17 protein-coding genes and 1 riboswitch are annotated in these 21,780 nt (G+C 39.1%); of the genes, 14 read left to right on the top strand and 3 right to left on the bottom strand.

Going from position 1 to position 21,780, the window contains the following annotated elements; genetic code table 11:
• Positions 1-30 precede the first annotated feature (30 nt).
• From ACFSFW_RS15335 to ACFSFW_RS15290, 10 genes are all read left to right on the top strand, one after another.
• Complete coding sequence (locus ACFSFW_RS15335) at positions 31-1,602, top strand: DUF4127 family protein (protein ID WP_388039524.1); 1,572 nt, start codon at positions 31-33, stop codon at positions 1,600-1,602.
• A 57-nt stretch (positions 1,603-1,659) separates the two neighbouring features.
• Positions 1,660-3,234 (top strand): FAD-dependent oxidoreductase, encoded by a 1,575-nt coding sequence (locus tag ACFSFW_RS15330; RefSeq protein ID WP_388040327.1) that lies wholly within the window; start codon positions 1,660-1,662, stop codon positions 3,232-3,234.
• Positions 3,235-3,250: 16 nt separating this feature from the next.
• Positions 3,251-4,432: an alpha amylase family protein gene (locus ACFSFW_RS15325; RefSeq protein ID WP_388039522.1), complete on the top strand. Its 1,182-nt coding sequence runs from the start codon at positions 3,251-3,253 to the stop codon at positions 4,430-4,432.
• Positions 4,433-4,446: 14 nt separating this feature from the next.
• Positions 4,447-5,139, top strand: a complete 693-nt coding sequence (locus tag ACFSFW_RS15320) for an N-acetylmannosamine-6-phosphate 2-epimerase (RefSeq protein ID WP_388039520.1) — start codon at positions 4,447-4,449, stop codon at positions 5,137-5,139.
• Positions 5,140-5,222: 83 nt separating this feature from the next.
• Entirely contained in the window at positions 5,223-6,101 is an 879-nt protein-coding gene (locus tag ACFSFW_RS15315) for an ROK family protein (protein WP_388039518.1), read from the top strand.
• Between the two features lie 19 nt (positions 6,102-6,120).
• Positions 6,121-6,852 (top strand): alpha/beta hydrolase, encoded by a 732-nt coding sequence (locus ACFSFW_RS15310; protein WP_388039516.1) that lies wholly within the window; start codon positions 6,121-6,123, stop codon positions 6,850-6,852.
• A gap of 53 nt (positions 6,853-6,905) precedes the next feature.
• Complete coding sequence (locus ACFSFW_RS15305) at positions 6,906-8,774, top strand: beta-N-acetylhexosaminidase (protein ID WP_388039514.1); 1,869 nt, start codon at positions 6,906-6,908, stop codon at positions 8,772-8,774.
• Positions 8,775-8,862: 88 nt separating this feature from the next.
• The gene (locus ACFSFW_RS15300; protein ID WP_388039512.1) at positions 8,863-9,921 is read left to right on the top strand and encodes an SGNH/GDSL hydrolase family protein; all 1,059 of its coding nucleotides are present in this window, start codon (positions 8,863-8,865) and stop codon (positions 9,919-9,921) included.
• A gap of 52 nt (positions 9,922-9,973) precedes the next feature.
• Complete coding sequence (locus ACFSFW_RS15295; protein ID WP_388039510.1) at positions 9,974-10,924, top strand: acetylxylan esterase; 951 nt, start codon at positions 9,974-9,976, stop codon at positions 10,922-10,924.
• 299 nt (positions 10,925-11,223) lie between these two features.
• Positions 11,224-11,898: a CBS domain-containing protein gene (locus tag ACFSFW_RS15290; RefSeq protein ID WP_388039508.1), complete on the top strand. Its 675-nt coding sequence runs from the start codon at positions 11,224-11,226 to the stop codon at positions 11,896-11,898.
• 111 nt (positions 11,899-12,009) lie between these two features.
• Here the strand turns inward: ACFSFW_RS15290 and ACFSFW_RS15285 are convergent, their stop codons facing one another.
• Positions 12,010-14,688 (bottom strand): GTP-binding protein, encoded by a 2,679-nt coding sequence (locus tag ACFSFW_RS15285; protein WP_388039506.1) that lies wholly within the window; start codon positions 14,686-14,688, stop codon positions 12,010-12,012.
• Positions 14,689-15,183: 495 nt separating this feature from the next.
• Here ACFSFW_RS15285 and ACFSFW_RS15280 point away from each other — a divergent pair, with 495 nt between their 5' ends.
• Positions 15,184-15,687, top strand: coding sequence for a hypothetical protein (locus ACFSFW_RS15280; RefSeq protein WP_388039505.1), 504 nt, complete (start codon positions 15,184-15,186; stop codon positions 15,685-15,687).
• A gap of 13 nt (positions 15,688-15,700) precedes the next feature.
• Entirely contained in the window at positions 15,701-17,107 is a 1,407-nt protein-coding gene (locus ACFSFW_RS15275; protein WP_388039504.1) for a hypothetical protein, read from the top strand.
• A 101-nt stretch (positions 17,108-17,208) separates the two neighbouring features.
• Here the strand turns inward: ACFSFW_RS15275 and ACFSFW_RS15270 are convergent, their stop codons facing one another.
• On the bottom strand, positions 17,209-17,340 hold the full coding sequence (locus tag ACFSFW_RS15270) for a hypothetical protein (RefSeq protein ID WP_304216764.1): 132 nt from the start codon (positions 17,338-17,340) through the stop codon (positions 17,209-17,211).
• Between the two features lie 20 nt (positions 17,341-17,360).
• A riboswitch (cyclic di-GMP riboswitch) is annotated at positions 17,361-17,447 on the bottom strand.
• A 198-nt stretch (positions 17,448-17,645) separates the two neighbouring features.
• The gene (gene tagU / locus ACFSFW_RS15265; protein ID WP_388039503.1) at positions 17,646-18,602 is read right to left on the bottom strand and encodes a polyisoprenyl-teichoic acid--peptidoglycan teichoic acid transferase TagU; all 957 of its coding nucleotides are present in this window, start codon (positions 18,600-18,602) and stop codon (positions 17,646-17,648) included.
• Between the two features lie 149 nt (positions 18,603-18,751).
• Here tagU and ACFSFW_RS15260 point away from each other — a divergent pair, with 149 nt between their 5' ends.
• Both ACFSFW_RS15260 and ACFSFW_RS15255 read left to right on the top strand, forming a co-directional pair.
• A complete protein-coding gene (locus ACFSFW_RS15260; protein WP_388039501.1) occupies positions 18,752-20,767 on the top strand; it encodes a penicillin-binding transpeptidase domain-containing protein in 2,016 nt (671 codons plus the stop codon).
• A gap of 158 nt (positions 20,768-20,925) precedes the next feature.
• Positions 20,926-21,735 carry an SGNH/GDSL hydrolase family protein gene (locus tag ACFSFW_RS15255; RefSeq protein WP_388039499.1) on the top strand — a complete coding sequence of 270 codons (810 nt, stop codon included), beginning with the start codon at positions 20,926-20,928 and terminating at the stop codon, positions 21,733-21,735.
• Positions 21,736-21,780 lie beyond the last annotated feature (45 nt).

Raw genomic sequence — 21,780 nt, 5'->3', positions numbered from 1 at the left:
AAAAAGTGCTAAGAAAAAGGGAGATTTCAAATGTATAAAATTGCTTACATCCCACTAGACGAACGCCCATGTAACTATGACTTCCCAAGCCTCCTAACAGGGTGGGACAAGGGGACAGGTCCCTCGTCCCACAGTGAAGTGAATCTTGTACGGCCGGATTTGAGTCTGATGGGGGATAAAAAAACACCTGGAAATACTGAATTGATTTGGGAATGGCTGTACCAGGAAGCGGTGGATGCAGATGGTCTGATTCTTTCAATCGATACATTGTTATATGGCGGAATCATTCCGTCTAGATTGCACGATTTAACATTGGATGAGTGCAGAGATGTGTTAGCGAGGCTTTCACGAATTAAAGAAGTTAATCCAGATGTAAAAATATACACATTCAACTTAATCATGAGATGTCCGAAATATTCAAGCAGTGATGAAGAACCAGACTATTATGAGGATTGGGGAAGTGAAATCTTCCAATATGGCAGATTGCATCACTTACTTTCTGCCAATCTTGCATCTGAAGAAGATCAACAGCAGTACGAAGAACTCGAGCAACAACTTCCAAAAGAGGTTGTAGATGACTATCTATCTCGCAGAAAAATCAATGTTGAAGTAAACAAGCTTGCACTTGAATATGTGAGTAATGGAACGATTGATTTTATGATCATTCCACAAGATGATTCTGCACCTTACGGGTGGACAGCGATTGACCAGCAGGAGGTAAGGGGAGCGATTGCATCTCGTAATCTCGAGTTAGATGTATACATGTATCCAGGTGCTGACGAAGTAGGTTGTACGATGCTAGCAAGAATGCTCAATAGCTTTAAAGGGAAGAGACCATTGGTCTATCCAGTTTTCTCAAGTACACAAGGCCCTTCTGTCACACCTTTATATGAAGATCGCCCTTTAATGGAGACTCTGAAATATCAAATTTTAGCTGCAGGTGGGCTGATTGCTTCAAGTCTTGCTGAAGCAGATGTTGCTCTATTTTTGAATTCACCTGTGGAGCCAATGATGGAGGCTGCCTACCAGGATAACTTAAGTACAAAATATCAGGTAAATCGTAACCTAATTGATTTTGTCGAGCAGCTCGAATTTACAGTGAAGGAAAGAAACATCCCATGCGTGGTGGCCGATGTCGCATTTGCAAATGGATCAGATTTAGGCCTGCTTAAGCTGTTAAAGAGAAAGAATCTTCTATTTAAATTAGCGGGGTACGCAGGCTGGAATACGAGCTCGAATACACTTGGAACATGTATTGCACAAGGGATGTTCCATCATGTATATGGAAGTACACAAACTCATACGGATTTTCTAGCACTACGCTATGTCGAAGATGCGGGATATTGTAGCGCAGTCAGAAAAAATGTCACAAATAACATCCTGCCAGGGCTAGGCTATGACTATTTCCTTGTTGACGGAAAACGTGGAAAGGTTTCTGAAATTGTGCTGGAACAATTAACGGAGTTTATAAAAGAAAATCTTAGCGATGAAGAAAACGAACTACGAATTACAGATTGCTACATGCCTTGGAGCCGAATGTTTGAAGTCGGCTTGAATGTTGAACATAACCGGGTCGGAGGGACAGGTTCCTCGTCCCTGTAAAAATATGGTGGGACAAGGGACCTGTCCCTGTGTCCCAAAAAGGAGTTGCTGCTAGTGATGGAGCGCAGAATTTCAGATGTTGTTGTGATTGGTGGAGGTTTAGGAGGGTGTATGGCTTCCTTGGCTGTTGCCAAAATGGGGTTAAAGGTCATTATGACGGAAGAAACGGATTGGCTAGGTGGACAGCTTACGAGTCAGGCAGTACCTCCGGATGAACATAAATGGATTGAAAGATATGGTTGTACCGCCACTTATCGTGAATTTAGGGATCGCGTGCGCCAATATTATCGGGATAACTATCCGCTTACGCAGGAAGCAATGGAAAACGACATATTGAATCCTGGAAATGGTTGGGTAAGTCGGTTAGCGCATGAACCAAAGGTTTCATTAAAAGTAATCGAGGATATGCTTGCCCCATATATTAATAGCGGGAAAATAACAATCCTTTACAACTATAAGCCATTAGAAGCGAAGACAGAAGAAGATGTCGTTAAATCTGTCACAGTTACTCACATCAGTGAGCTTAAAAAGATCGAGTTGATTGGTCAATATTTCTTAGATGCTACCGAAAGTGGAGATGTTTTACCCATTGCCGGTGTTGAATATGTAACGGGAGCAGAATCGATTAAGGAAACTGGTGAACCGCATGCTTTAGAAGAAGCGGATCCACTCGATATGCAATCCTTTACCTATGTGTTCGCAGTGGACTACGTAGAGGGCGGAAATTTTGTAATCGATAAGCCCGAACAGTATGACTTTTGGCGTGAATATATGCCGAGTTTCTCTCATTTGCCTCTCTTTAGCTGGTATGCAACAGATGCGGATGATACATCAAAGCTCAAGCAGTTTACACTTTTCCCTAATGATGAAGGTATTCCTTCCTTATTTACCTATCGAAGAATACTAGATACAGAGAATTTGGAAGGGAATTTGTATGAGGGTGATATTTCCCTAATCAATTGGGCGCAAAATGACTATTTTCTAGGCCCAATCTATGAAGTGCCTGAAGAAGAAATCGAAAAAAATCTATTGAATGCAAAACAACAAAGCTTGTCACTTCTATATTGGTTGCAAACAGAAGCACCAAGACTGGATGGTGGGAAGGGATTCCCTGGTTTACGACTTCGCAAGGATGTATTAGACACGGAGGATGGCCTGGCGAAATATCCATACATTCGTGAATCTAGAAGAATTAAAGCCGTCTACACAATTACAGAGCAAGATGTTAGCAAGGAAATAAGAGGAGACCAAGGAATTTGTGAGTATTACGATAGCGTTGGTGTTGGGAGCTATCATTTAGATTTACATCACACAACAGTTTCAAATCGTAGCTTTTATATCCCGAATTATCCATACGAAATCCCGCTTGGTGCCCTATTGCCGGTACGTGTAAAGAATTTGATTCCTGCTTGTAAAAACATAGGGACTACCCAAATTACGAATGGTTGCTACAGGCTTCATCCAACTGAATGGAATATTGGAGAATCAGCGGGATATCTAGTGGCGTATTCACTATTGAACAATGTGACTCCACATCAGGTAAGAGAACAGCAGGAGAACTTAGAGGAATATCAAAATCTATTAGTAAATCATGGCGTTCAGCTTCACTGGCCAGATGATATTGACCTATAAGGAGGACGAAGACCAAATGGAACAACCAAACATATTATGGGTTGACTTTTTAGCCAATGGTTCTCGATTATTAGACCCGGAAAAAATGAAAGAGTTAATCAAACACGCCGTTAGATGCGAGATTACACATCTTGTAGTTGATGCAAAAATTCCATATGGATTTACAACGTACCCAAGTGAGTTTGCGTATCATGTAAGTGACTTGAAGGATGAGCAATATCATGATTGGAAAGGCCGAGACTTTCTTCAAGAAATGATTCATCATGCAAAAGGATCCGGGATGAAAGTTATCGCGAATGTCGATGTATTTGCAGAAGGAAACGGAATCGATAAAGAAGGAATGGTCTATACCAAGCCTGAGTGGCAGGTAGTTCACTATGACCAAGCTCTATCAGATATGCCGACAGCTGCGGAAAATCACAATGATCCAACGGTATTTGTGAATCCGATTCATCCAGAAGTAGAGGCTTATGAACTAAATATCGTTCAAGAAATTGTAAGTAAGTATGAAATAGATGGTGTTGTTTTAGACAGATGCCGCTATCCGAACATTTATGGAGATTTTAGTAGTTTGAGCCGTTCGAAATTCGAAGCTTATATTGGGGAAAAAGTAGAAAACTGGCCGCAGGATATTATGACTGTTGAGGAAAAGAAACCTGTATTTGGCCGCCTTTTTCCGAAATGGGCAGAGTTCCGTGCAAAAAATATTAAAAACTTTGTTCAAAAAGCAAAAAATGTGGTTAAAACAAGGAATTCAGATTTGATTTTCACGATCTATGTGGGTTCGTGGTATCCATTGTATTATAACGAAGGCGTCAACTGGGGAAGTGAGACCTATCACCCTTCTTTCGAGTGGACATCTGATACGCACAATACGTCTGGATATGCCGAGGAATTCGATTTTATCATGACAGGTTGCTATTACCCAGAAGTAACGATTGAGGAAGCGTTAGTCAATGAGAGACCTGCAACTTGGTATAGTGTTGAGGGCGCGATTGAGATGAGTAAGGAAGCAATTAACGGACAAATTCCTGTGATTGCTAGCTTATATTTAAAAGATTATACCGATAATGTTGAACAATTTAAGAAGGCTGTGCAACTTTGTAAGGAAAAATCAAATGGAGTTATGCTGTTTGACACAGTGTATTTAGAGGATTATCAGTGGTGGGAAGAGCTAGAAAAATCCATTAGTAAGTAATTGGAGTGGATGACATGGAAAACAAACAAGGGTTTTTTGACAAAATATATAGAAAGTTAGTTGTGTCTTGCCAAGCCTTGCCTGATGAGCCTCTTCATAGCTCCTATATTATGAGTAAAATGGCGGTGGCTGCAACTCAGGCAGGCGCAAGTGGGATTAGAGCTAACAGTGTTGAGGATATCCATGAGATAAAGAAGGTAACAGATCTACCAATCATTGGAATCATTAAACAGGATTACGATAACTCGGAGGTTTTTATCACACCAACATTGAAGGAAATTGAGCTTCTTGTAAATGAAGGTGTCGATATGATTGCGCTAGATGCGACAAGCCGGGTACGACCAGATGGCCATACAATTACTGAGATTTATCCAGAAATCAGACGAAAATATCCCAATCAACTCTTTATGGCGGACTGCTCTACCTTAGAAGAGGGCATTCAAGCAGAAAAACTAGGATTTGATGCGGTTGGAACCACATTGTCAGGCTATACCGAATACACAAAGGATGTAAAACTGCCCAATATTGATTTGATAAAAGAATTTGTGGAACATTTGAGTGTACCAATCATTGCTGAGGGCGGAATCTCGTCACCCGAGGAATTAAAGGAAGTCATGTCAACGGGAGTCCATTCAGCAGTAGTTGGATCCGCAATCACACGACCACAAGAAATCACAAAACGATTCATAAAAGTTATACAGGAATAGGGACAAGGGGACAGGTCCCTTGTCCCTGTAAAAATATGGTGGGACGAGGGACCTGTCCCTGTGACCCATGAGGTGAGAGAGAAATGAAAATATTTGCTGCGGATATTGGTGGGACCTCGATCAAAATCTGTGTGACGGATGAGAGCGGTACGGCACAGATTTTTGATGAGGTTGAAACGGAAAGTAAAAAAGGTGGCCCACATATTATTCAAAAATTGGGAGATATCATCGCAAAATACCAAGACATAGACGCAATCAGCATTAGTACGGCTGGTCAGGTGAATAGTGAAGAAGGGTATATTATCTTTGCAAATGAAAATCTACCAAACTATACCGGTACTCGGATAAAGGATTTACTAGAATCAAGGTTTAACGTACCTGTGAAGGTAGAAAACGATGTGAATTCAGCAGCTCTTGGTGAAAAATATTATGGAGTTGGCAAGGAATATCGTGATTTTCTGTTTTTAACATTTGGAACAGGCATCGGTGGAGCGATAGTAATTGATTCTAAGCTGTATCGCGGTTTTACTGGCAGTGCAGGAGAATTTGGTCACATGAATCTATATCCGAATGGTATCGATTGCGGTTGTGGAAAGGTAGGTTGCTATGAACAATATGGCTCCACAACAGCCCTTATCAGGGAAGCGAAAAAGGTTAATCCCGACTGCACGAACGGTAGAAAGTTGTTTGAAATGATTCAGCATGGTGATAATCAGTTATATGAAGTTTTTGATAATTGGACGAATGAAGTGGCTCTTGGACTTTCCAGTTTGATCCATATCTTCAACCCTCCTTGTGTCATTTTGGGTGGAGGGATTATGGAACAGGACTTAGCTGTTAAACTTGTATCTGAAAAGGTTCAAAAACATATTATGGACAGTTATTCAGGTGTTGAAATTTTGAGATCCAAAAATGGCAATAAATCTGGGCTTTACGGAGCGATTTCGCTTCACAAAATTTAGCTATAAGGGGCTAAATACAATGAATAAATCCAATCGAACATTTTATAGTTCTCATTTAAACAAAACACTAGATTACATGGTACTAACGTTAAGCGAAAATATTGAAGATGCTTATCTATTATATGTCCAGGATGGCCGTGATTATTTAGAATTAGGTGGATTGGAAAATGCGATTCAGGATGTAGTACGTGTGAATCCTGAATTGGCCAATCACCTTGTTCTCGTGCTGATTCACCCTGGGGATTCGATTGAAAGATGGGAATCGTTCAGTAGATCAGGATCTTCCTTTCATCAATACCTGCGTTTTATGAATGATGAATTCATTCCTGAGTTTGAAAGAAACCTAGGCGCTAGCATTTCTAAAAGAGGTCTCCTTGGCGACTCATTAGCGGGGAATATAAGTTTGAATATTGCATTAGAGAAGCCGGAACGCTGGACGCACTTATTGCTACAGTCTCCGGCTATTTCTGATGGAGATATTCAACAGGTGAAAGAAACGGACATTTCTGGTTGGAATGTGCTTCAAACCGTCGGTACTTATGAAGATGAGTTTATCTCCTCGATATCGAATGAAAAATTATATATCTTAACTAGAAATCGAGAGTTATATAGAAGCTTCTCAGCTAAAAATATAAATATTAAATATATAGAAACAGAAGATGAGCATCTGTGGAAAGTGTGGGAGCGGGATCTACCGCAGGCGCTTGAATTTTTCTGTTGGGACAGAGGGACAGGTCCCTTGTCCCTGTAAAAATATGGTGGGACGAGGGACCTGTCCCCGCGACCCAGTGAAGGAGGTTTGAGATGAGGGTTCATTTTACAGGTGATTTAGCCGAGGTGCTGGATGGGGTTCGAATTCTTTGTGATGATTTGGGATTAGAAGTTACGGAGGACGGATACCCGATTGAAGTAGTAAATCGTCAAGGTCCGTTAGTCGTGACGAACAACCAGATCATTTTTGATAAAAGGATTCATTTTTTCAGAGGGTTAGGATTATGGCTTCAACATATGGAAAGGAACAATGAGTTCCATTTAACTGAGGAGCCTCAATTTGAAACAAGTGGAGCAATGATTGATGTTTCTAGAAACGCGGTTCTAACGGTAGATGGCATTAAAATGTTGCTTCGTAAAATGGCCGTGATGGGCCTAAACATGGCAATGGTTTATACAGAAGATACGTATGAGGTTCCAGAAGTCCCTTATTTCGGATATATGCGTGGGAGATATACGGAAAAGGAAATTCGTGATTGTGATGAGTATGCATTTCAATTAGGGATTGAAATGATACCGTGTATCCAAACATTGGCCCATTTAAAGGAAGCACTGAAATGGGGTTATGCGAATGAAATCAAGGATACAGATGATATACTGCTTGTCGGTGAGCCGAATACCTATGAATTTTTGAAACATTTGATTGAGGGAGCTGTAAGACCGTATCGGACAAAAAGGATCCATATCGGCATGGATGAAGCCTTGCAGTTAGGTCGAGGTAAGTATATGGAGAAAAATGGGTATGATGACCGTTTTGAAATTATGAACAAGCACCTTCAGGAAGTTGTATCAATTACCGAGGAATTCGGCTTGGAACCAATGATTTGGAGTGACATGTATTTTCGTTTAGCCTCTAAAAACGGGAATTATTATGACTTTGATCAGACGTTATTGGAACAGGTTAAACAATCTATTCCTAACGTCCAAATGGTGTATTGGGATTACTATCATGCCGAAGAGGAATTTTATGAGGGAATGTTAAATACCCATAAACGAATCGTATCGGATCCACTTTTTGCAGGCGGTATATGGACCTGGAATGGAATCTCTCCTAACTATGCGAGGGCCTTTCGAAATTCGGAGGCCGCATTAAATGCTTGTAGAAAAACAGGAATTAAAGAAGTATTTACAACCATGTGGGGTGACAATGGAGCTGAAACTCCAATTCAAACCGCGCTTCCAGGACTGCAATTGTTTGCTGAGCACACATATCATCAAGAGGTGAGCCGAGAACATTTGGAAGAACGTTTTTACTACTGCACAGGTTATCAGTTAAACGATTTCTTTTTGTTAAATCAAATGGATGAGATCCCAGGAGTCATGGAGGATAACTTATATTCCTCAAATCCGTCTAAGTTCTTGCTTTGGCAGGATGTGTTAATGGGACTGTTTGATGAAAATATAAAAGGATTGCCGGTTGCTGAACATTACAAAGGTTTAGTGGAAAAGCTAAAGACAGCTAAGGAACGCAATCTAGGCGCTGAAAAATTGTTTCACTTTTATGAGCAACTAGCAAGTGTCTTAAGTGAAAAGGCTGAGTTGGGAATTGAGCTAAAGTTTGCTTATGATAAGGGGGATAAAACAGGGGTTAAGGTGTGTCTTGAAAAGGTAGAGCTTCTTAGAGTAGAAATTGATGCTTTACGAAAGGCACACAGAGATGTATGGTTTACCGTCAATAAACCGTTTGGATGGGAAGTTCTAGACATGCGATACGGCGGCTTACTAACACGAATGGAAACAGCACAACATCGATTAAATCTATGGCTGAATGGTGACATTTCATCACTAGCAGAATTAGAAGAAGTGCGACTTCGTTACGACGGTCCAGAACAATTCCCTGAAAACGTAACACTAGGAAGAGGCGAAACCTACAACCGAATCGCCACAGCAAGCGCGACATAAGTCTGGGACAGAGGGACAGGTCCCTTGTCCCTGTAAAAAATGGTGGGACGAGGGACCTGTCCCCTTGACCCAAATGGGGGGATGAAAGGTGCAAGAGGAGTTGCAGTGGTACAGTCCAAAAGAAAAGCCTATTCGTTTAAGTGGTTTTGCGTGGTTTAATGAGGGAGAACGATATCGGCGACTTCCTGTAAATCCGGAATATCATATTCCGCCACGTGTGGATGAATTAGCGGATCATACTTCTGGTGGACAAATTAGTTTTCGGACAAATGCTACAAAGCTTGAAATAAAAGTAAAGCTAACGGATGCAGCTTACATGGGGCATATGACGGCCTCTGGTCAATGTGGCTTCGATGTATACGTGGGGGAACCAGGGGAACAACAGTATTATACAACTGCCATTCCATCACTACTTGATCAATCTTATGAGAAAACGGTATGGGATTTTACTAGTAGTAATCAACCCTCGATCGAGCATCCCAGAGAGGTAACGTTGTATTTTCCTTTGTATCAGGGGGTAGAAGAGGTTTTCATCGGAGTTAATCCAAGTGCAATTATTGAACCGCCTACTCCGTATGTTTCAGATAAACGAGTGATTTTCTATGGTACATCCATTACCCAGGGGGCCTGTGCAAGTAGGCCTGGTATGTCGTACACAAATATCCTTAATCGAAGATTTAATTTTGAATTTATTAATCTAGGATTCTCCGGAAGCGGGAGAGGTGAGCAAGGAGTGGCCTTAACCATCAGAGAAATCGAACGGCCAGCCTGCTTTGTCCTTGATTATGAGGCTAATGTTTCATACAAGGAATATAAAGAGACACTACTTCCTTTTATCGATACCTATCGGGAAGTTCATCCGGATGTTCCTATTGTCATAGTGTCACGAATTCCATTTGTACAGGATAAAGAAATTGGAGAGTACGAGGATTATCAAAACCGTAGAGAGTACTCGAAATCAACAGTGGAAAAATTAAAGCAACAAGGTGATAAAAATATTTCATTTATAGATGGATCTACGTTGTTAGGGGAATACTGGCATGAATGCACAGTCGATGGAATCCATCCGAATGACCTAGGATTCATGGAAATGGCAAATCGTATGGAGAGTGCGTTTGCTTTTTTAAATACCCATAAAGGTGATTAGTAATTCCTAGTCACTGCTCAAGAAACGATTAAAAGTATTTGGGAGGGTTATTTTGTTATATTTCGAACAACAAATCAAAGAATATGAAACATATAAACCACCTTTAACAAAGACGAAGGACTTCCATACATTCTGGGAAGATACGTTAAAGGAGTCTGAGCAACTCCCTTTACAAAGCCATCTAGTAAGAGAAGAATATCCGATTAAGCAGATTGATGCCTATAAGGTAACCTACCAAGGATTTGGTGGAACACCAATAAGTGGGCATTATATTTTACCGAAAGAAGCTAAGGAAAACCTGCCTTGTATCATTTTGTACCATGGTTATGGAATGGATAAGGAGTCTATTTCAGATTATATGAAATGGGTTATACAAGGATATGCAGTTCTAGCGATTGATAATCGTGGCCATGGTGAGAGTAGTGACGACTCTGGCTACATGACTGGAACAAATGGGACATGGGTGTTACATGGCATTCTAGACAAAACCGAATATTATTATCGAAAAGTATACATCGATAATAAACGCGCAATCGATTTTCTGTTTACAAGACCTGAAATCGATAAAAGTCGGATTTGTATTTATGGTGGAAGCATGGGTGGAGGAATCGCCCATGCGGTTGCTGCACTGGATAATCGACCTAAATTAGTCATTGCTGATGTGCCGAATATGTGTAATATTGAACTAGCTATTCAGCTGAAGCTAGAAGGATCACTAGTTAGCCTCGAACATTATTTAGCAAGGTATCCTGAAAAGGTACAACAGGTTTTCCATAATCTAAGTTACTTTGATAATCTGAATTTTGCTTCCATGATAAAAAGTAAAACGAGAGTAACAATTGCGCTGAAAGACCCGGTTTGTCCACCACAATCGATTTTTGGTGTATATAATCACATCCAAGCAGAGAAGAGTTATGTCGTTTATCCGTTTACTGGACATAACGTTGGGGGCATTAGCTCACATCTTGATGATACGCTTACATATGTGAATGAGAATTTATAAAGGTAAAAGTGTTTGGCACTGCAGAAAATATAGAATATTCTTGTCTTTTGTTTGTGGGGAAATTAGCATAAATTTATATGGAAAATAAAGACGCAATGAGTGAGAAAAATTCGCTCGTTGTGCCTTTTTTGTGTTCAGCGAAAGTGAGGAAAGGGAATCCAGAAAAAGTGGTGGGACAGGGAACCCTGTGTCCCAAAATATTTTTAGTTGAGATGGAGCCGCTGGTATTTTAAGATATAGGTTAGCAAATGAAATACATAATAGTTTGTTAAAGAATTAGTTTTTAAGGAGAATTCAAAATGAGCACGATTTATACATCGTATCAACTTTCGGAAAGGTTTGAAGTGGCTTTTAATCAAATACATGACTCGTTAAAATCTATTGTTAAGATACAGGATGATAGATTCAAAGTACTATTAGATGTTGGTTCGAGGAAGCATCAAATCATTAGGGAATTTTACGAAGACTTAAAACAATATGCAAAACTTCGGAACTCCCTTGTTCATGATAAAAAACAGCTAGGGTTTTATATTGCTGAACCTCATATCGATGTTGTTAAACAAATTGAAAAAATTGCGGCTATCTTTAGTCGACCTAATTTTGCACTTTCAATTGCAACAAAAGAGGTAATAACGGTTGGTTACGAAGATGATCTCATCGATACGTTTCAAACTATTAAAAGGTATGGGTTTTCCCAATATCCTGTTTATAAAGGGAAAGAATGTGTGGGCATTCTAAATACAGGGGAAATTGTAAGATGGGTAACCGAAAACGTAACAACTACAATTGTTGATTTTTCAGGTATTAAGGTAAAGGATGTCCTATCCAGGGTTCATCATCATCCGATAGATTTTGTTGCAAAATCGATTGATATCTTTTCAATTGAGGATATCTTTGAGGAAAAGCACAAGAAAAAATTAGATTTAGAAGCCGTTATTATCACGGAAAATGGTAAAAACGATGAGATTCACTAGGTTTGGTTACTGCATGGGATTTGATTGAGATTGATTATACCATTGACTAATGATCTTATAAAAAAGGTCCAACGAGTTGTTTTTTAATGCTCGTTGGACCTTTTTGTGTTTTTAGTTGGTTTGGGACATGGAACCCGTCCCCGTGTCCCCAGATGCTGGGACAAGGGACCTGTCACTAAGACCCACTATTTTTTCGTAGTGTACGAGTCTTGTTTCGAATAGTTTCAATGGGTCGTAGTAGACTTCTGGGTTTGATTTCATTTTTGCCAAGGTTTCTTTGTCTTGTTCTATACGGTCTTTAGTTTGGTCGATTGCTTGTGAAAGTCCATCTAAAGGTTCCTTGTAGAATAGACCGATATCCTGCGGCAGTGACCTCTTGAAGAAGTCAAATTGCTGCCAGAACTTACTTTGTATGGATTCTACAACTTCGGCGTAAGAAGCATTTTCTACATATTTTTTATATTGATTGAGCATGTATGATTGCTGCTTCTGTGGTAGCAAGCCCAATACTTTACCTGCGCCTTTCAATAATACTTGCGCTGGATTGTGGCGAAGCATGATGTTTTCCTTATCAATTTGGATTTGATAAGTCATGCGACCAATGTCTCGGCGCCAGTCCTCAACGACTTTAAAGTCACATTCCAACTTGAGCTCTTTTTCAGGATAGACCTCAGACAGTGACTGGGTCATGTCATCTAAATATTCTTGAGTCGCAACCAATTTCGAATTCGAATTTTCAAGCCAATCTTGTAGTTTACTAGAGAGCCCGGGTATAACCTCTTGCTGGAATAAACGCTGAATCTCTTCGTTCATTTTTTCATTTAACTCAATATGCAATTGGTTGAGGTTGCTGTCTTCAGTAATAATCTCCGAGCAACCTGTAAGGATCTTTGGTATTTTTTCAGAAAGATCTCGTTTAACGTCCGAGATTACTTTGGAGAATGAATCCGTAATTTCCTTACTCTTCTCGGTTTCCTTATCATGAAGGCTATTTAAAAATCCAGCTAACCTTGTATTGTATTCTTCATTATGCGCGATTACATCGAGTAATTTGTTCTCTGCATCGGCACGTTTTTTCAATAGGCTGGAAATCACTTTTCTCAATAAAAATAGGGTTTTTCCAACACGATAATTCGTTCCGAAGCCTACTTTAATATCACGTAAGAAGTTCATGTTTCTTACTGAATGAATCACCGCTTCAGGGAAATATTCATTTATCTTCACTGTGTCCAATGTATTACGCAATACAAAATGTACAGGAGTATCCTTTGCACTATGTTTGATTTGCGCGAGATAGTCAAAATCAGCCTCTGATAGGCTTTCTGCATCGCTCACGAATAATACGCCATCGACAACAGGTAAGAAACCGAACGTTTTTCTCTTCTCCATAAAATACTCTTTATATCCAGTGGTATTCAATCGTAATTCAGACGTTCGTAACTGGGCAGACGGTACTGTCAACTCTAATATCGAGTCTGGAGTAATGGCTTCCTCCGGACTTGGTAGGGGATGACGACCAGCGTCCGACACGTCGGCTATCCTTTTTTCTGCTCCGTATTGAATGCTTGTATAATTAGAGAGAGTTGGAGTCAGTAATTCCTCATCTAAAATGGCATTTACAAATGAATACTTACCTTTTCCTAGGACAAGTAAATTCGTTGTTTTTGTATCAAAAAGTTGATCAAAGCCCCATATTAACCGGTCGCTCGTTTCAATATTATTTTTTTGAGCCCAATCAATGATTGATTTCATGAAGTGTTGGCATTCATCCAGGGATAATGAACGGCTATGTGCGTTTTCTAGGACAATTTCTGCCTCTTTTACGATTACCATTTTGATGGCGGAAGGGAAAATATCATCCCACGCAAGAATGGCTGCCGCTGCAGCTAATCCATTCGTTGCAGTCGTTGTGTTCAACCAATTGACCAGCAATTTCGGCATAAGCTGCCCGATATCACGTAATAAATAATCACCAGTCGTTAATTCAAGATACGCTTCCTCGAATAAGTGAGTAATGGTATGCCACTGCTCGTACGGATTGATCTCCAAATCCTTCATGATTTTTACGACCGCTTGAAGCCAGTTTAGATATTCGCTCGTATTCTGGTAGCTTTTCCAAACAGCAGCCATTAGTTGTTTAAATCTTGCTTGGTCAAGTTCGTATAACTTGCGCAATACCGAAACGAATGTATCAGGTGCAAATGAACTGCTATGCCCTAATTCGCAGTAATCAATTAAAGCGTCAAACCATTCAAGACCCTCTGTTCGCTTCGTTTCATTGATAGCCAGTTCAATCGCATTTTTCCAATCTTCTTGTTCCTCGTAAAAATGCTTGGCAACCGTTGTAATGTTTGGATAATCGGGATTTCCTTCAACTGCTTCCTGAATAATTCGGTAGGCTGCATCAATCTTGTTATCCTCAAGATAAAGTGAGAATAGGCTCAACGAAACCTCGCTGGTCAGGGTTTTATTACTCGATATAATTGAGCCATACACTTCATCCGCATTTGAGAGCAAGCCAAGCTCATAATACGCATCCGCAATATTTTTCTTCGCCCACGGCTCTAAGTCGTTCGAGATGTTCTCCCACTTATAGATGGCCGCCTCATAATCCTTATAATGAAAATAAATCTCCCCTTGCGCAAAGCGTATATAGGACAGGTCATACAGCTCCTTCTCCTGCTCAGCCATATATGCCTCACCAAGAATCTCTACCGGATGCCTCGTGTCATTTTCAGAAATAAAAGTTTGATAGTACGTCTTCGTAATAAACTCATGCTCAGATGTCATATGTAAACCTCCAATGCTAGGACAGTGGGATCGAGCCGGTGGGGCCTTGCCCATTGGGCAAAGCCCCATGTCAAGGTCTCGCCCAGGGGACAAGGGACCTGTCCCTGTGTTCCACTGTCTTTTGTTGTTTAATTTGGTTCATTTATCCTTTTATGGGTATTCGTATACCCAATCATATATTAATACGTTTTAAAAGCTGATTTTATGTCGATTATTGGGGAAGTAAAACTAGTATTCTATTAAAAAAATCCCACTTAAGATAACTGTACTAAATAAGGATACTATATTCAATCAAACTTCTTATTGGTGCTTTGGGTCGAAGAGGAGATAACCACTTATTGGCTGTAAAAAAATGGTGGGACGAGGGACCTGTCCCTGTGTCCCTTAAATATTATTCTTATATTGTGAGAAAAGTCCTATATAATTAAGAGTATGTGTAATTTAGCGGTAGAGATAACGGGAGGTCACTATATGTATTTTAAGGATGAAGAGAGCTTGAAAGAAATCGATGAATTGATAGAGGAAGCAGATAGAATCCTCCGAACGGATCAGGTTTTATTATTGGGAGGTAGTACCACTTCTTTAGCTGTTGGCCGAGCCATTGGTGGCAGCATAGGTGAAGACATTATGTATGATGGTATGGGTGCCCTACACGATGACATTTTGAAAAGGCTCAAAGCCCTTGAATCCATAACCATAGATTCAGGAAGGCCTTCTTTTTTTAAATGGTTAAAACAAATCATTACGAAAATACTTTTTAAGAAAAAAAGAGAAAGAGAATTACTTCAGAAGAAAATAGCTAGATTACAAAAGGTGGTTGCGAAACAAAACGAATTATACGAAAAACAGAAAACTGAAAAGGAAAAACTAACCAGGGAATTTGATAGAACGAGGGAAGAAGTTGAAAAGTTAAAGGATAAATTGAAGGAATATGAGTTGTTATTTGAGGCTTTACTGAAAAAACAAGAAGAGTTGATGAGTGATTTAAATCAAATATAGGGGTTAAAGCGAGATGGATATTGAAAAAGAACAACAATTACTGAATCTATTAAAATATAACCAGGACAAAATCGAAAACCTGTTACAAGAATCAAAATCAAAAAAAGATGAAGTGAAAAAAAACAACAGAGCCATAGAAAGTCTTAATGCACAAGCGGATCTAAAGCTTGCCCATTTTAAGCAGCGCATGCAGGGGATAGGAATCGATTTATCAAAAGTTGATCAACAAATGGCTAAACACAAAGAATCTAGGGCCACAGATGTGAAGGAAGAAACGTTTGATGAAGATATAAAACCTACTACATATGAAGACCTATTCGAAACAGCAACTAAAAGTGGCTATCATGAAACAACCATAGAGGAGTTATTGACTCCAACTGAGATTGCTGATGCAGATGCTAGGGTTGATGAGATAAATCAACTGTTTCAAAATAAAACAAAGCTGACAAAGGTTGATATCACCTTTCTCATTTTAGCTACGGCTATCCAATGTATACGCCAATATGTCTTTACTTCTTTTGATAGTCGCTATGGACACAAAGAAGGTGAAGATGTTGTTAAAGAGGAAAAAGAAAAGTGGAAGAAAAAGTTTCCAGAAGGTTTGCATGATATCTTAACTGATGGAGTTCCTTATGATGTTATTAATGGAAGTAAAGAAATAGGGCTGGGGGGTAATGGCAAGGGGTACGATAGCGTCAGTCATAGGTATCGAACACTTGGACACGACCCTATTCTGGGATGGGTTTTTGGCACTTTAAATATTTTAACAAGCACTTTAACGGATTGGCGATTTTCCACATACAAAGTGATGAGGGTCCCGGATATTATCGGTAGGATGTCAAAGAAGATTGTGGATGAACCTAATGTAACAACGGGTGAAATGATTGAAAATGGGATTCAGAAAGCGATGGATGAAAAGGTGTTGCTCGCTGCGGCAGTTGTTACACAAGGTCTTCATCTTAAATCGGATGTTAACACAAAGGTTGGTCTTCCTATTCCTTTGGTAAGTTCAAGTCTATCCCCGGAAATTGCAGAAAAATTAGCCGATGTGGGCATCGATTTTAAAAATCTAGCTACGGTTGGGAAACAGGCAGGAGCATCGATTCTAATCAACCAGATTATCGCAATGATCCATGCATTATTTTACGACGAAAAAAAGTACCTAAGTCGCGAACTCTATGAGGTCAAAACACGCAAAATCCTTTTGTATTCGAATGTTTTAGCTTCATCTAGTAACCTCATTGTTACAGCACTTACAAAAGATGTAAAAAAGCTCGATGTAGGTGGATTGTTGGTGACAATTGCAAGGCTATTTACTGATATCCGCTTTATCACAAGAGTCAAAGAAGAATTTGTTTATTTGGAATTGGACAAGGATCTTCAGAATGAGATTGATCGGTTAGACGGGTTATTAGAATAGTAATCATTGTGCTTGTCCAGTTCATGGGAACAGGTCCTTGTCCCTGAGTCCAACTATAAAAGAGGGTCCAATAGCGAATAGCTTTTTGGACCCTCTTAAAATTACAAATTATTTGCAAGTAAAGTCATAGTTGCACTAACTAAGATTGCTAGAATAGGAAATGAAACATATAAAAGAGTTTTGTTTCTCTTTCTTTTTCGTTCCATTTCTTCTGGTGTAACCCATGTACTCATTATTCACTTTCCTCCTCGTTTTCGGTAGCTGGCTGGCTTAGTCAATTGGACGGTAGCCCCTATAGCTTTGCGTATTCCACTTTTCAATGGTTTTGCTATTATCGAACGAATATAACAAATCAATACTATTATCGTCGCATTTTGTCGAAAAGTTAATAGGTAAAATGTACTATTATAAAGTTAAATATTGGGAGTTTCGCATCGAACACGAGTAAAAAGAAAAGGCCCGATTAGCAGATGCTTATCGGGCCTTTACAACGGATGGGACAAGGAGCGGCGTCCCAGGAAGACACTTTTACCTTTACTTAATTCATAGTTACACTATCTGTCATTTCTAGGTGTTGTTTCAATTTTGCTGTTAGGGCAGTGCGCTCTTCTTCAGGAACGATATAATAGTAGATGCCGTCAATTTTTGTACCACTTCCGGCAATTTGACTTTGTTCTAGAGTAGTAGAAGCCGCTTTATAATTTTTTTGGATATCTATCATTTGATCAAAAGTAAGGTTTGTTCGAATGTTCTCTCCAAATATATTTAGAATATCACCTGCTTTTGGAAGCGATGATAATGATGCACCTTTCTTAATAACGGCTTGAATAATTTGTCGCTGACGCTCTTGTCGTCCGAAATCCCCTCTAGGATCCTCATATCTCATCCGCGAATAAGCAAGAGCTTCATCACCATTTAAGGTAATGCTACCTTCACCAAAGGAATGTCCTCCAGATGAAAAAGCAAATGAATTGTCAACAGTCACTCCACCAACTGCATTCACGATATCCTTAAAGCTTTCCATATTTACTTGGATAAAGTAATCAATTGGAATATCGAGGAAGTTTTCTACTGTGTCAATTGCCATTTCCGGTCCACCAAATGCATAAGCATGGTTAATTTTATCATCGAATCCCTTACCGATAATCTCGGTTCTTGTATCACGTGGAATACTTACCATTTGTGTTGACTTCTCATTTGGGTTTACGGTGAGAACAATTAACGTATCTGAACGGCCGCTATCACCTTTACGCTCGTCGACACCCATTAATAAAATAGAGATTGGGTCCTGTTCTTTAAACTCAACAGCCTCTGTTCGTTTCTCTGACTTATCCCTATCAATTGGATTGTGCATAGAAGAAACTGTGTTTTCAACAGAATTATATAAATAAAAAGCATATCCTCCCAAACCGAGAATAAGAATGCCAATAATACTTGATATACTAACGATCCATTTTTTAAATTTACTCATCTTTTTCTTCTTCGTTTTCTCCATACATATCCCCTTCTTGTATGAAACTGTAAATACCATAAGATTATAGACCTATTTGTAAAAATATACAATAAAAAATCGAAAAGTCTCTAAATATACTATAATATGTATAATATAGGAATAATACATAAATATGGAAGGAGTGAATTTAGATGAAACGGTATTTATGGTTAACTGCATTTTTTGTATTAAGTGTTTTATTGTTAACAGGTTGCAAACAAGATCCTCTTCCAGAAGATAGCTTTGACTCATTTATTCAAGATTGGGAAAAGCAGGACTTCAAAAAAGTATATGAGCAATTTTCCTCTGATGTTAAAGCTAACATCCCCAAAAATGAATTCGATGAACGTTTTACGAAAATCTACAATGATGTTGATGTAAAAAAACTAAAAGTCAGTTTTAAAGCACCAGAAGAGAAAATTGAACCCAACGAAAAAGGAGAGGTTACTTTCCCATACGCCCTTTCAATGGAAACAATAGCTGGTCCCATTGAATTTAAAGAACAAGCGACACTTGTTTTAGAGGAAAAAGGTGACGAAAAAAAATGGACAATTAGGTGGAAACCAGCAATGTTCTTCCCTGAAATGGAAGATGGCGATGAAATAGGTCTTGCGCTATCATCTCCGACACGTGGGGAAATTTTAGACAGAAACGGTGTCCCGTTAGCTGAAAATGGAATCGTATATGAAATTGGCTTAGTACCTAAGGACCTTGGAGAAAATAGAGCATCTACTATTGCAACAGTTGCAGAGAAGTTGAAATTATCTCCTGAGTCTATTGAAAAGAAATTAAATGCTTCATGGGTCCAACCTGATTATTTCGTACCAATCAAAAGGCTTTCCTTAGAAGAACAAAGCCTTGCCACAGAAGTAACACAACTTAACGGTGTTTTATCCAAAAAGGTAGATTCACGGGTATACCCATTTAAAGAAGCAACAGCTCACTTAATTGGGTATATTGGAAATGTGACAGCAGAAGATTTAAAAGAACTTGAGGAAAAAGGCTATTCTGCAAATGATATAATTGGTAGAAAAGGTCTTGAAATGGTTTTAGAAGACCGCTTAAGAGGAGAAAAAGGAGCTAAAGTCTTCATTAAAAAGGCAAATGGTGAAGGAGAAGTCACCCTTGCTGAACAGAAAGCAAAAGACGGAGAAACGATTACTTTAGCTATTGATATTGATGTTCAACTTACGACATATGATCAACTTGGTGGGAACGCGGGGGCTGCTGCTGCAATCCATCCATTAACAGGAGATACATTAGCTCTCGTAAGTAGTCCTTCCTTTGATCCAAATGCCTTTGTTCTTGGAATTTCGACAGAAGAATGGAATCGATTGAATGAAGATCCGTTAAAGCCTTTAATTAATCGTTTTGGTGCTACTTATGCTCCTGGTTCAACGTTTAAACCAATCACAGCAGGGATTGCTCTTGAGAATCAAGTGATTACACCTGAGACAACAATAGATATAAAAGGCAAAGAGTGGAAAAAAGATAATTCATGGGGAGGTTATTCAATAACGAGGGTAACAGACCCTGGCAAACCAGTGAATTTAAAAGATGCTTTTGTTTACTCAGACAATATATATTTTGCCCAGGCGGCACTAGGAATTGGCGGGGAGAAATTTGAAGCTGAACTAAAGAAATATGGCTTTGGTGAACCATTCCCTTTCGAGTATCCTTTATATGAATCAAAAGTTTCAAACGAAGGTTTGAGTTCCGAAATTCTAATTGCGGATACGGGCTATGGCCAAGGTCAACTTGAAATGAGTCCAGTTCATTTAGCGATTTCCTATACACCATTATTAAATTCCGGAAATTTAATCAAACCACGTCTAGTATTAGATGGTTCAGAAACAGAGGTCTGGAAGGGAAATGTCATCTCTCCTGATACCGCCCAACTAATCCTTGGAGATTTAGTTCAAGTCATCGAGGACCCTCATGGCACTGCGCGTGATGCAAAAGTTGATAGTATTAAGTTAGCTGGCAAAACTGGAACAGCAGAGCTCAAAACTAGTAAGGATGAGGACGGAAAAGAAAACGGTTGGTTTGTCGCCGTTAACACTGAAAATCCTAGGTTATTGGTAGCTATGCTGATTGAGAACGTCAAAAATGGAAGTCATGATGTCACTCCAAAGGTTAAAGCGGTATTTGAATCTGTATTAAAATAATAAAAAGGCTGACGACATTGTCGAGGTTCGTCAGCCTTTTACATGCTGAATTTCCAATTTCCGAGGAAATATTACATAAATTCCCCAAAAAAGCTAAAAAACATTTGTTAATATTGTATAATATAGTCAATTCGTAGTGTTCTGTTGGGGGTTAGTGTATGAAAAAGATACTTGTTTTTATTGTCATAGTTCTTTCCGTTGCAATTGTTGTGACCGGGAAATTGCATTGGAATGATAAAATTCAAGCAACTGCTAAGACTGCACAAGTCAAAAAGGCAGAGAAAGTAGAAGTAAAAACTGCAGCTGAAGAAGGCCAAGAGAATAGAGCAAAAGAAGTAACAGCCTATTCGAAAAATTTACCGAAAGAGATACAAACAAAACTTATTTCTGCTGTAGAAAGTGGTAAGCCATTGAATCTAGTCATCGCCGGTTCAAGTGCAACACCGGAAGATCCAACAGGGTGGCCAACCCTTTTAAAAAATGAGCTAGAATTAACGTATGGTGAAAGTGTATTTAATGTTGCAATAAAAGAAATAGCTGATAAATCATCAACTGAGTTTGTCCAGGAAGAGTTATATCAGGAAATCATAAACCTTTCCCCAGATGTTTTATTATTAGAACCGTTTATTTTGCACGATAATGGAGAATTAATCAAAATGGCGGATCGACTAGCTAATCTTACAACCATCATTGAAGCTATCAAAAAGGAACTGCCAGAAGTAATTGTGCTATTACAACCTGCCTATCCAATACATAATGCAAAGCATTATCCAATAGAAGTTAATGAACTCAAATCTTATGCAGAAGAGAGTAATATTATATACCTAAACCATTGGGAGGCTTGGCCAGATTATCAATCCGATGAGATTACCGAATATTTAATTGATGGTGAACCAAATGAAGATGGTCATAAACTTTGGGCAGATTATTTATCTAATTATTTTATTTCTAAGAATGTTGAAAAATAAATAGGAATAATCTTCCTTATAAAGATTTCTAAATTTGAAGGTTTG

The organism is Ferdinandcohnia salidurans, from assembly GCF_042680725.1.
Lineage (GTDB): Bacteria > Bacillota > Bacilli > Bacillales > Bacillaceae_L > Ferdinandcohnia > Ferdinandcohnia salidurans.
Note: the sequence above shows the minus strand (reverse complement) of the source record. Positions and strands in the feature narration are given on the sequence as shown.

Excerpts from the sequence above, each read along its gene's own strand:
- ACFSFW_RS15335 (WP_388039524.1), top strand. The coding sequence starts at position 31 with ATGTATAAAATTGCTTACATCCCACTAGACGAACGCCCATGTAACTAT.
- ACFSFW_RS15330 (WP_388040327.1), top strand. The coding sequence starts at position 1,660 with ATGGAGCGCAGAATTTCAGATGTTGTTGTGATTGGTGGAGGTTTAGGA.
- ACFSFW_RS15325 (WP_388039522.1), top strand. The coding sequence starts at position 3,251 with ATGGAACAACCAAACATATTATGGGTTGACTTTTTAGCCAATGGTTCT.
- ACFSFW_RS15320 (WP_388039520.1), top strand. The coding sequence starts at position 4,447 with ATGGAAAACAAACAAGGGTTTTTTGACAAAATATATAGAAAGTTAGTT.
- ACFSFW_RS15315 (WP_388039518.1), top strand. The coding sequence starts at position 5,223 with ATGAAAATATTTGCTGCGGATATTGGTGGGACCTCGATCAAAATCTGT.
- ACFSFW_RS15310 (WP_388039516.1), top strand. The coding sequence starts at position 6,121 with ATGAATAAATCCAATCGAACATTTTATAGTTCTCATTTAAACAAAACA.
- ACFSFW_RS15305 (WP_388039514.1), top strand. The coding sequence starts at position 6,906 with ATGAGGGTTCATTTTACAGGTGATTTAGCCGAGGTGCTGGATGGGGTT.
- ACFSFW_RS15290 (WP_388039508.1), top strand. The coding sequence starts at position 11,224 with ATGAGCACGATTTATACATCGTATCAACTTTCGGAAAGGTTTGAAGTG.
- ACFSFW_RS15285 (WP_388039506.1), bottom strand. The coding sequence starts at position 14,688 with ATGACATCTGAGCATGAGTTTATTACGAAGACGTACTATCAAACTTTT.
- ACFSFW_RS15275 (WP_388039504.1), top strand. The coding sequence starts at position 15,701 with ATGGATATTGAAAAAGAACAACAATTACTGAATCTATTAAAATATAAC.
- ACFSFW_RS15270 (WP_304216764.1), bottom strand. The coding sequence starts at position 17,340 with ATGAGTACATGGGTTACACCAGAAGAAATGGAACGAAAAAGAAAGAGA.
- tagU (WP_388039503.1), bottom strand. The coding sequence starts at position 18,602 with ATGGAGAAAACGAAGAAGAAAAAGATGAGTAAATTTAAAAAATGGATC.
- ACFSFW_RS15260 (WP_388039501.1), top strand. The coding sequence starts at position 18,752 with ATGAAACGGTATTTATGGTTAACTGCATTTTTTGTATTAAGTGTTTTA.
- ACFSFW_RS15255 (WP_388039499.1), top strand. The coding sequence starts at position 20,926 with ATGAAAAAGATACTTGTTTTTATTGTCATAGTTCTTTCCGTTGCAATT.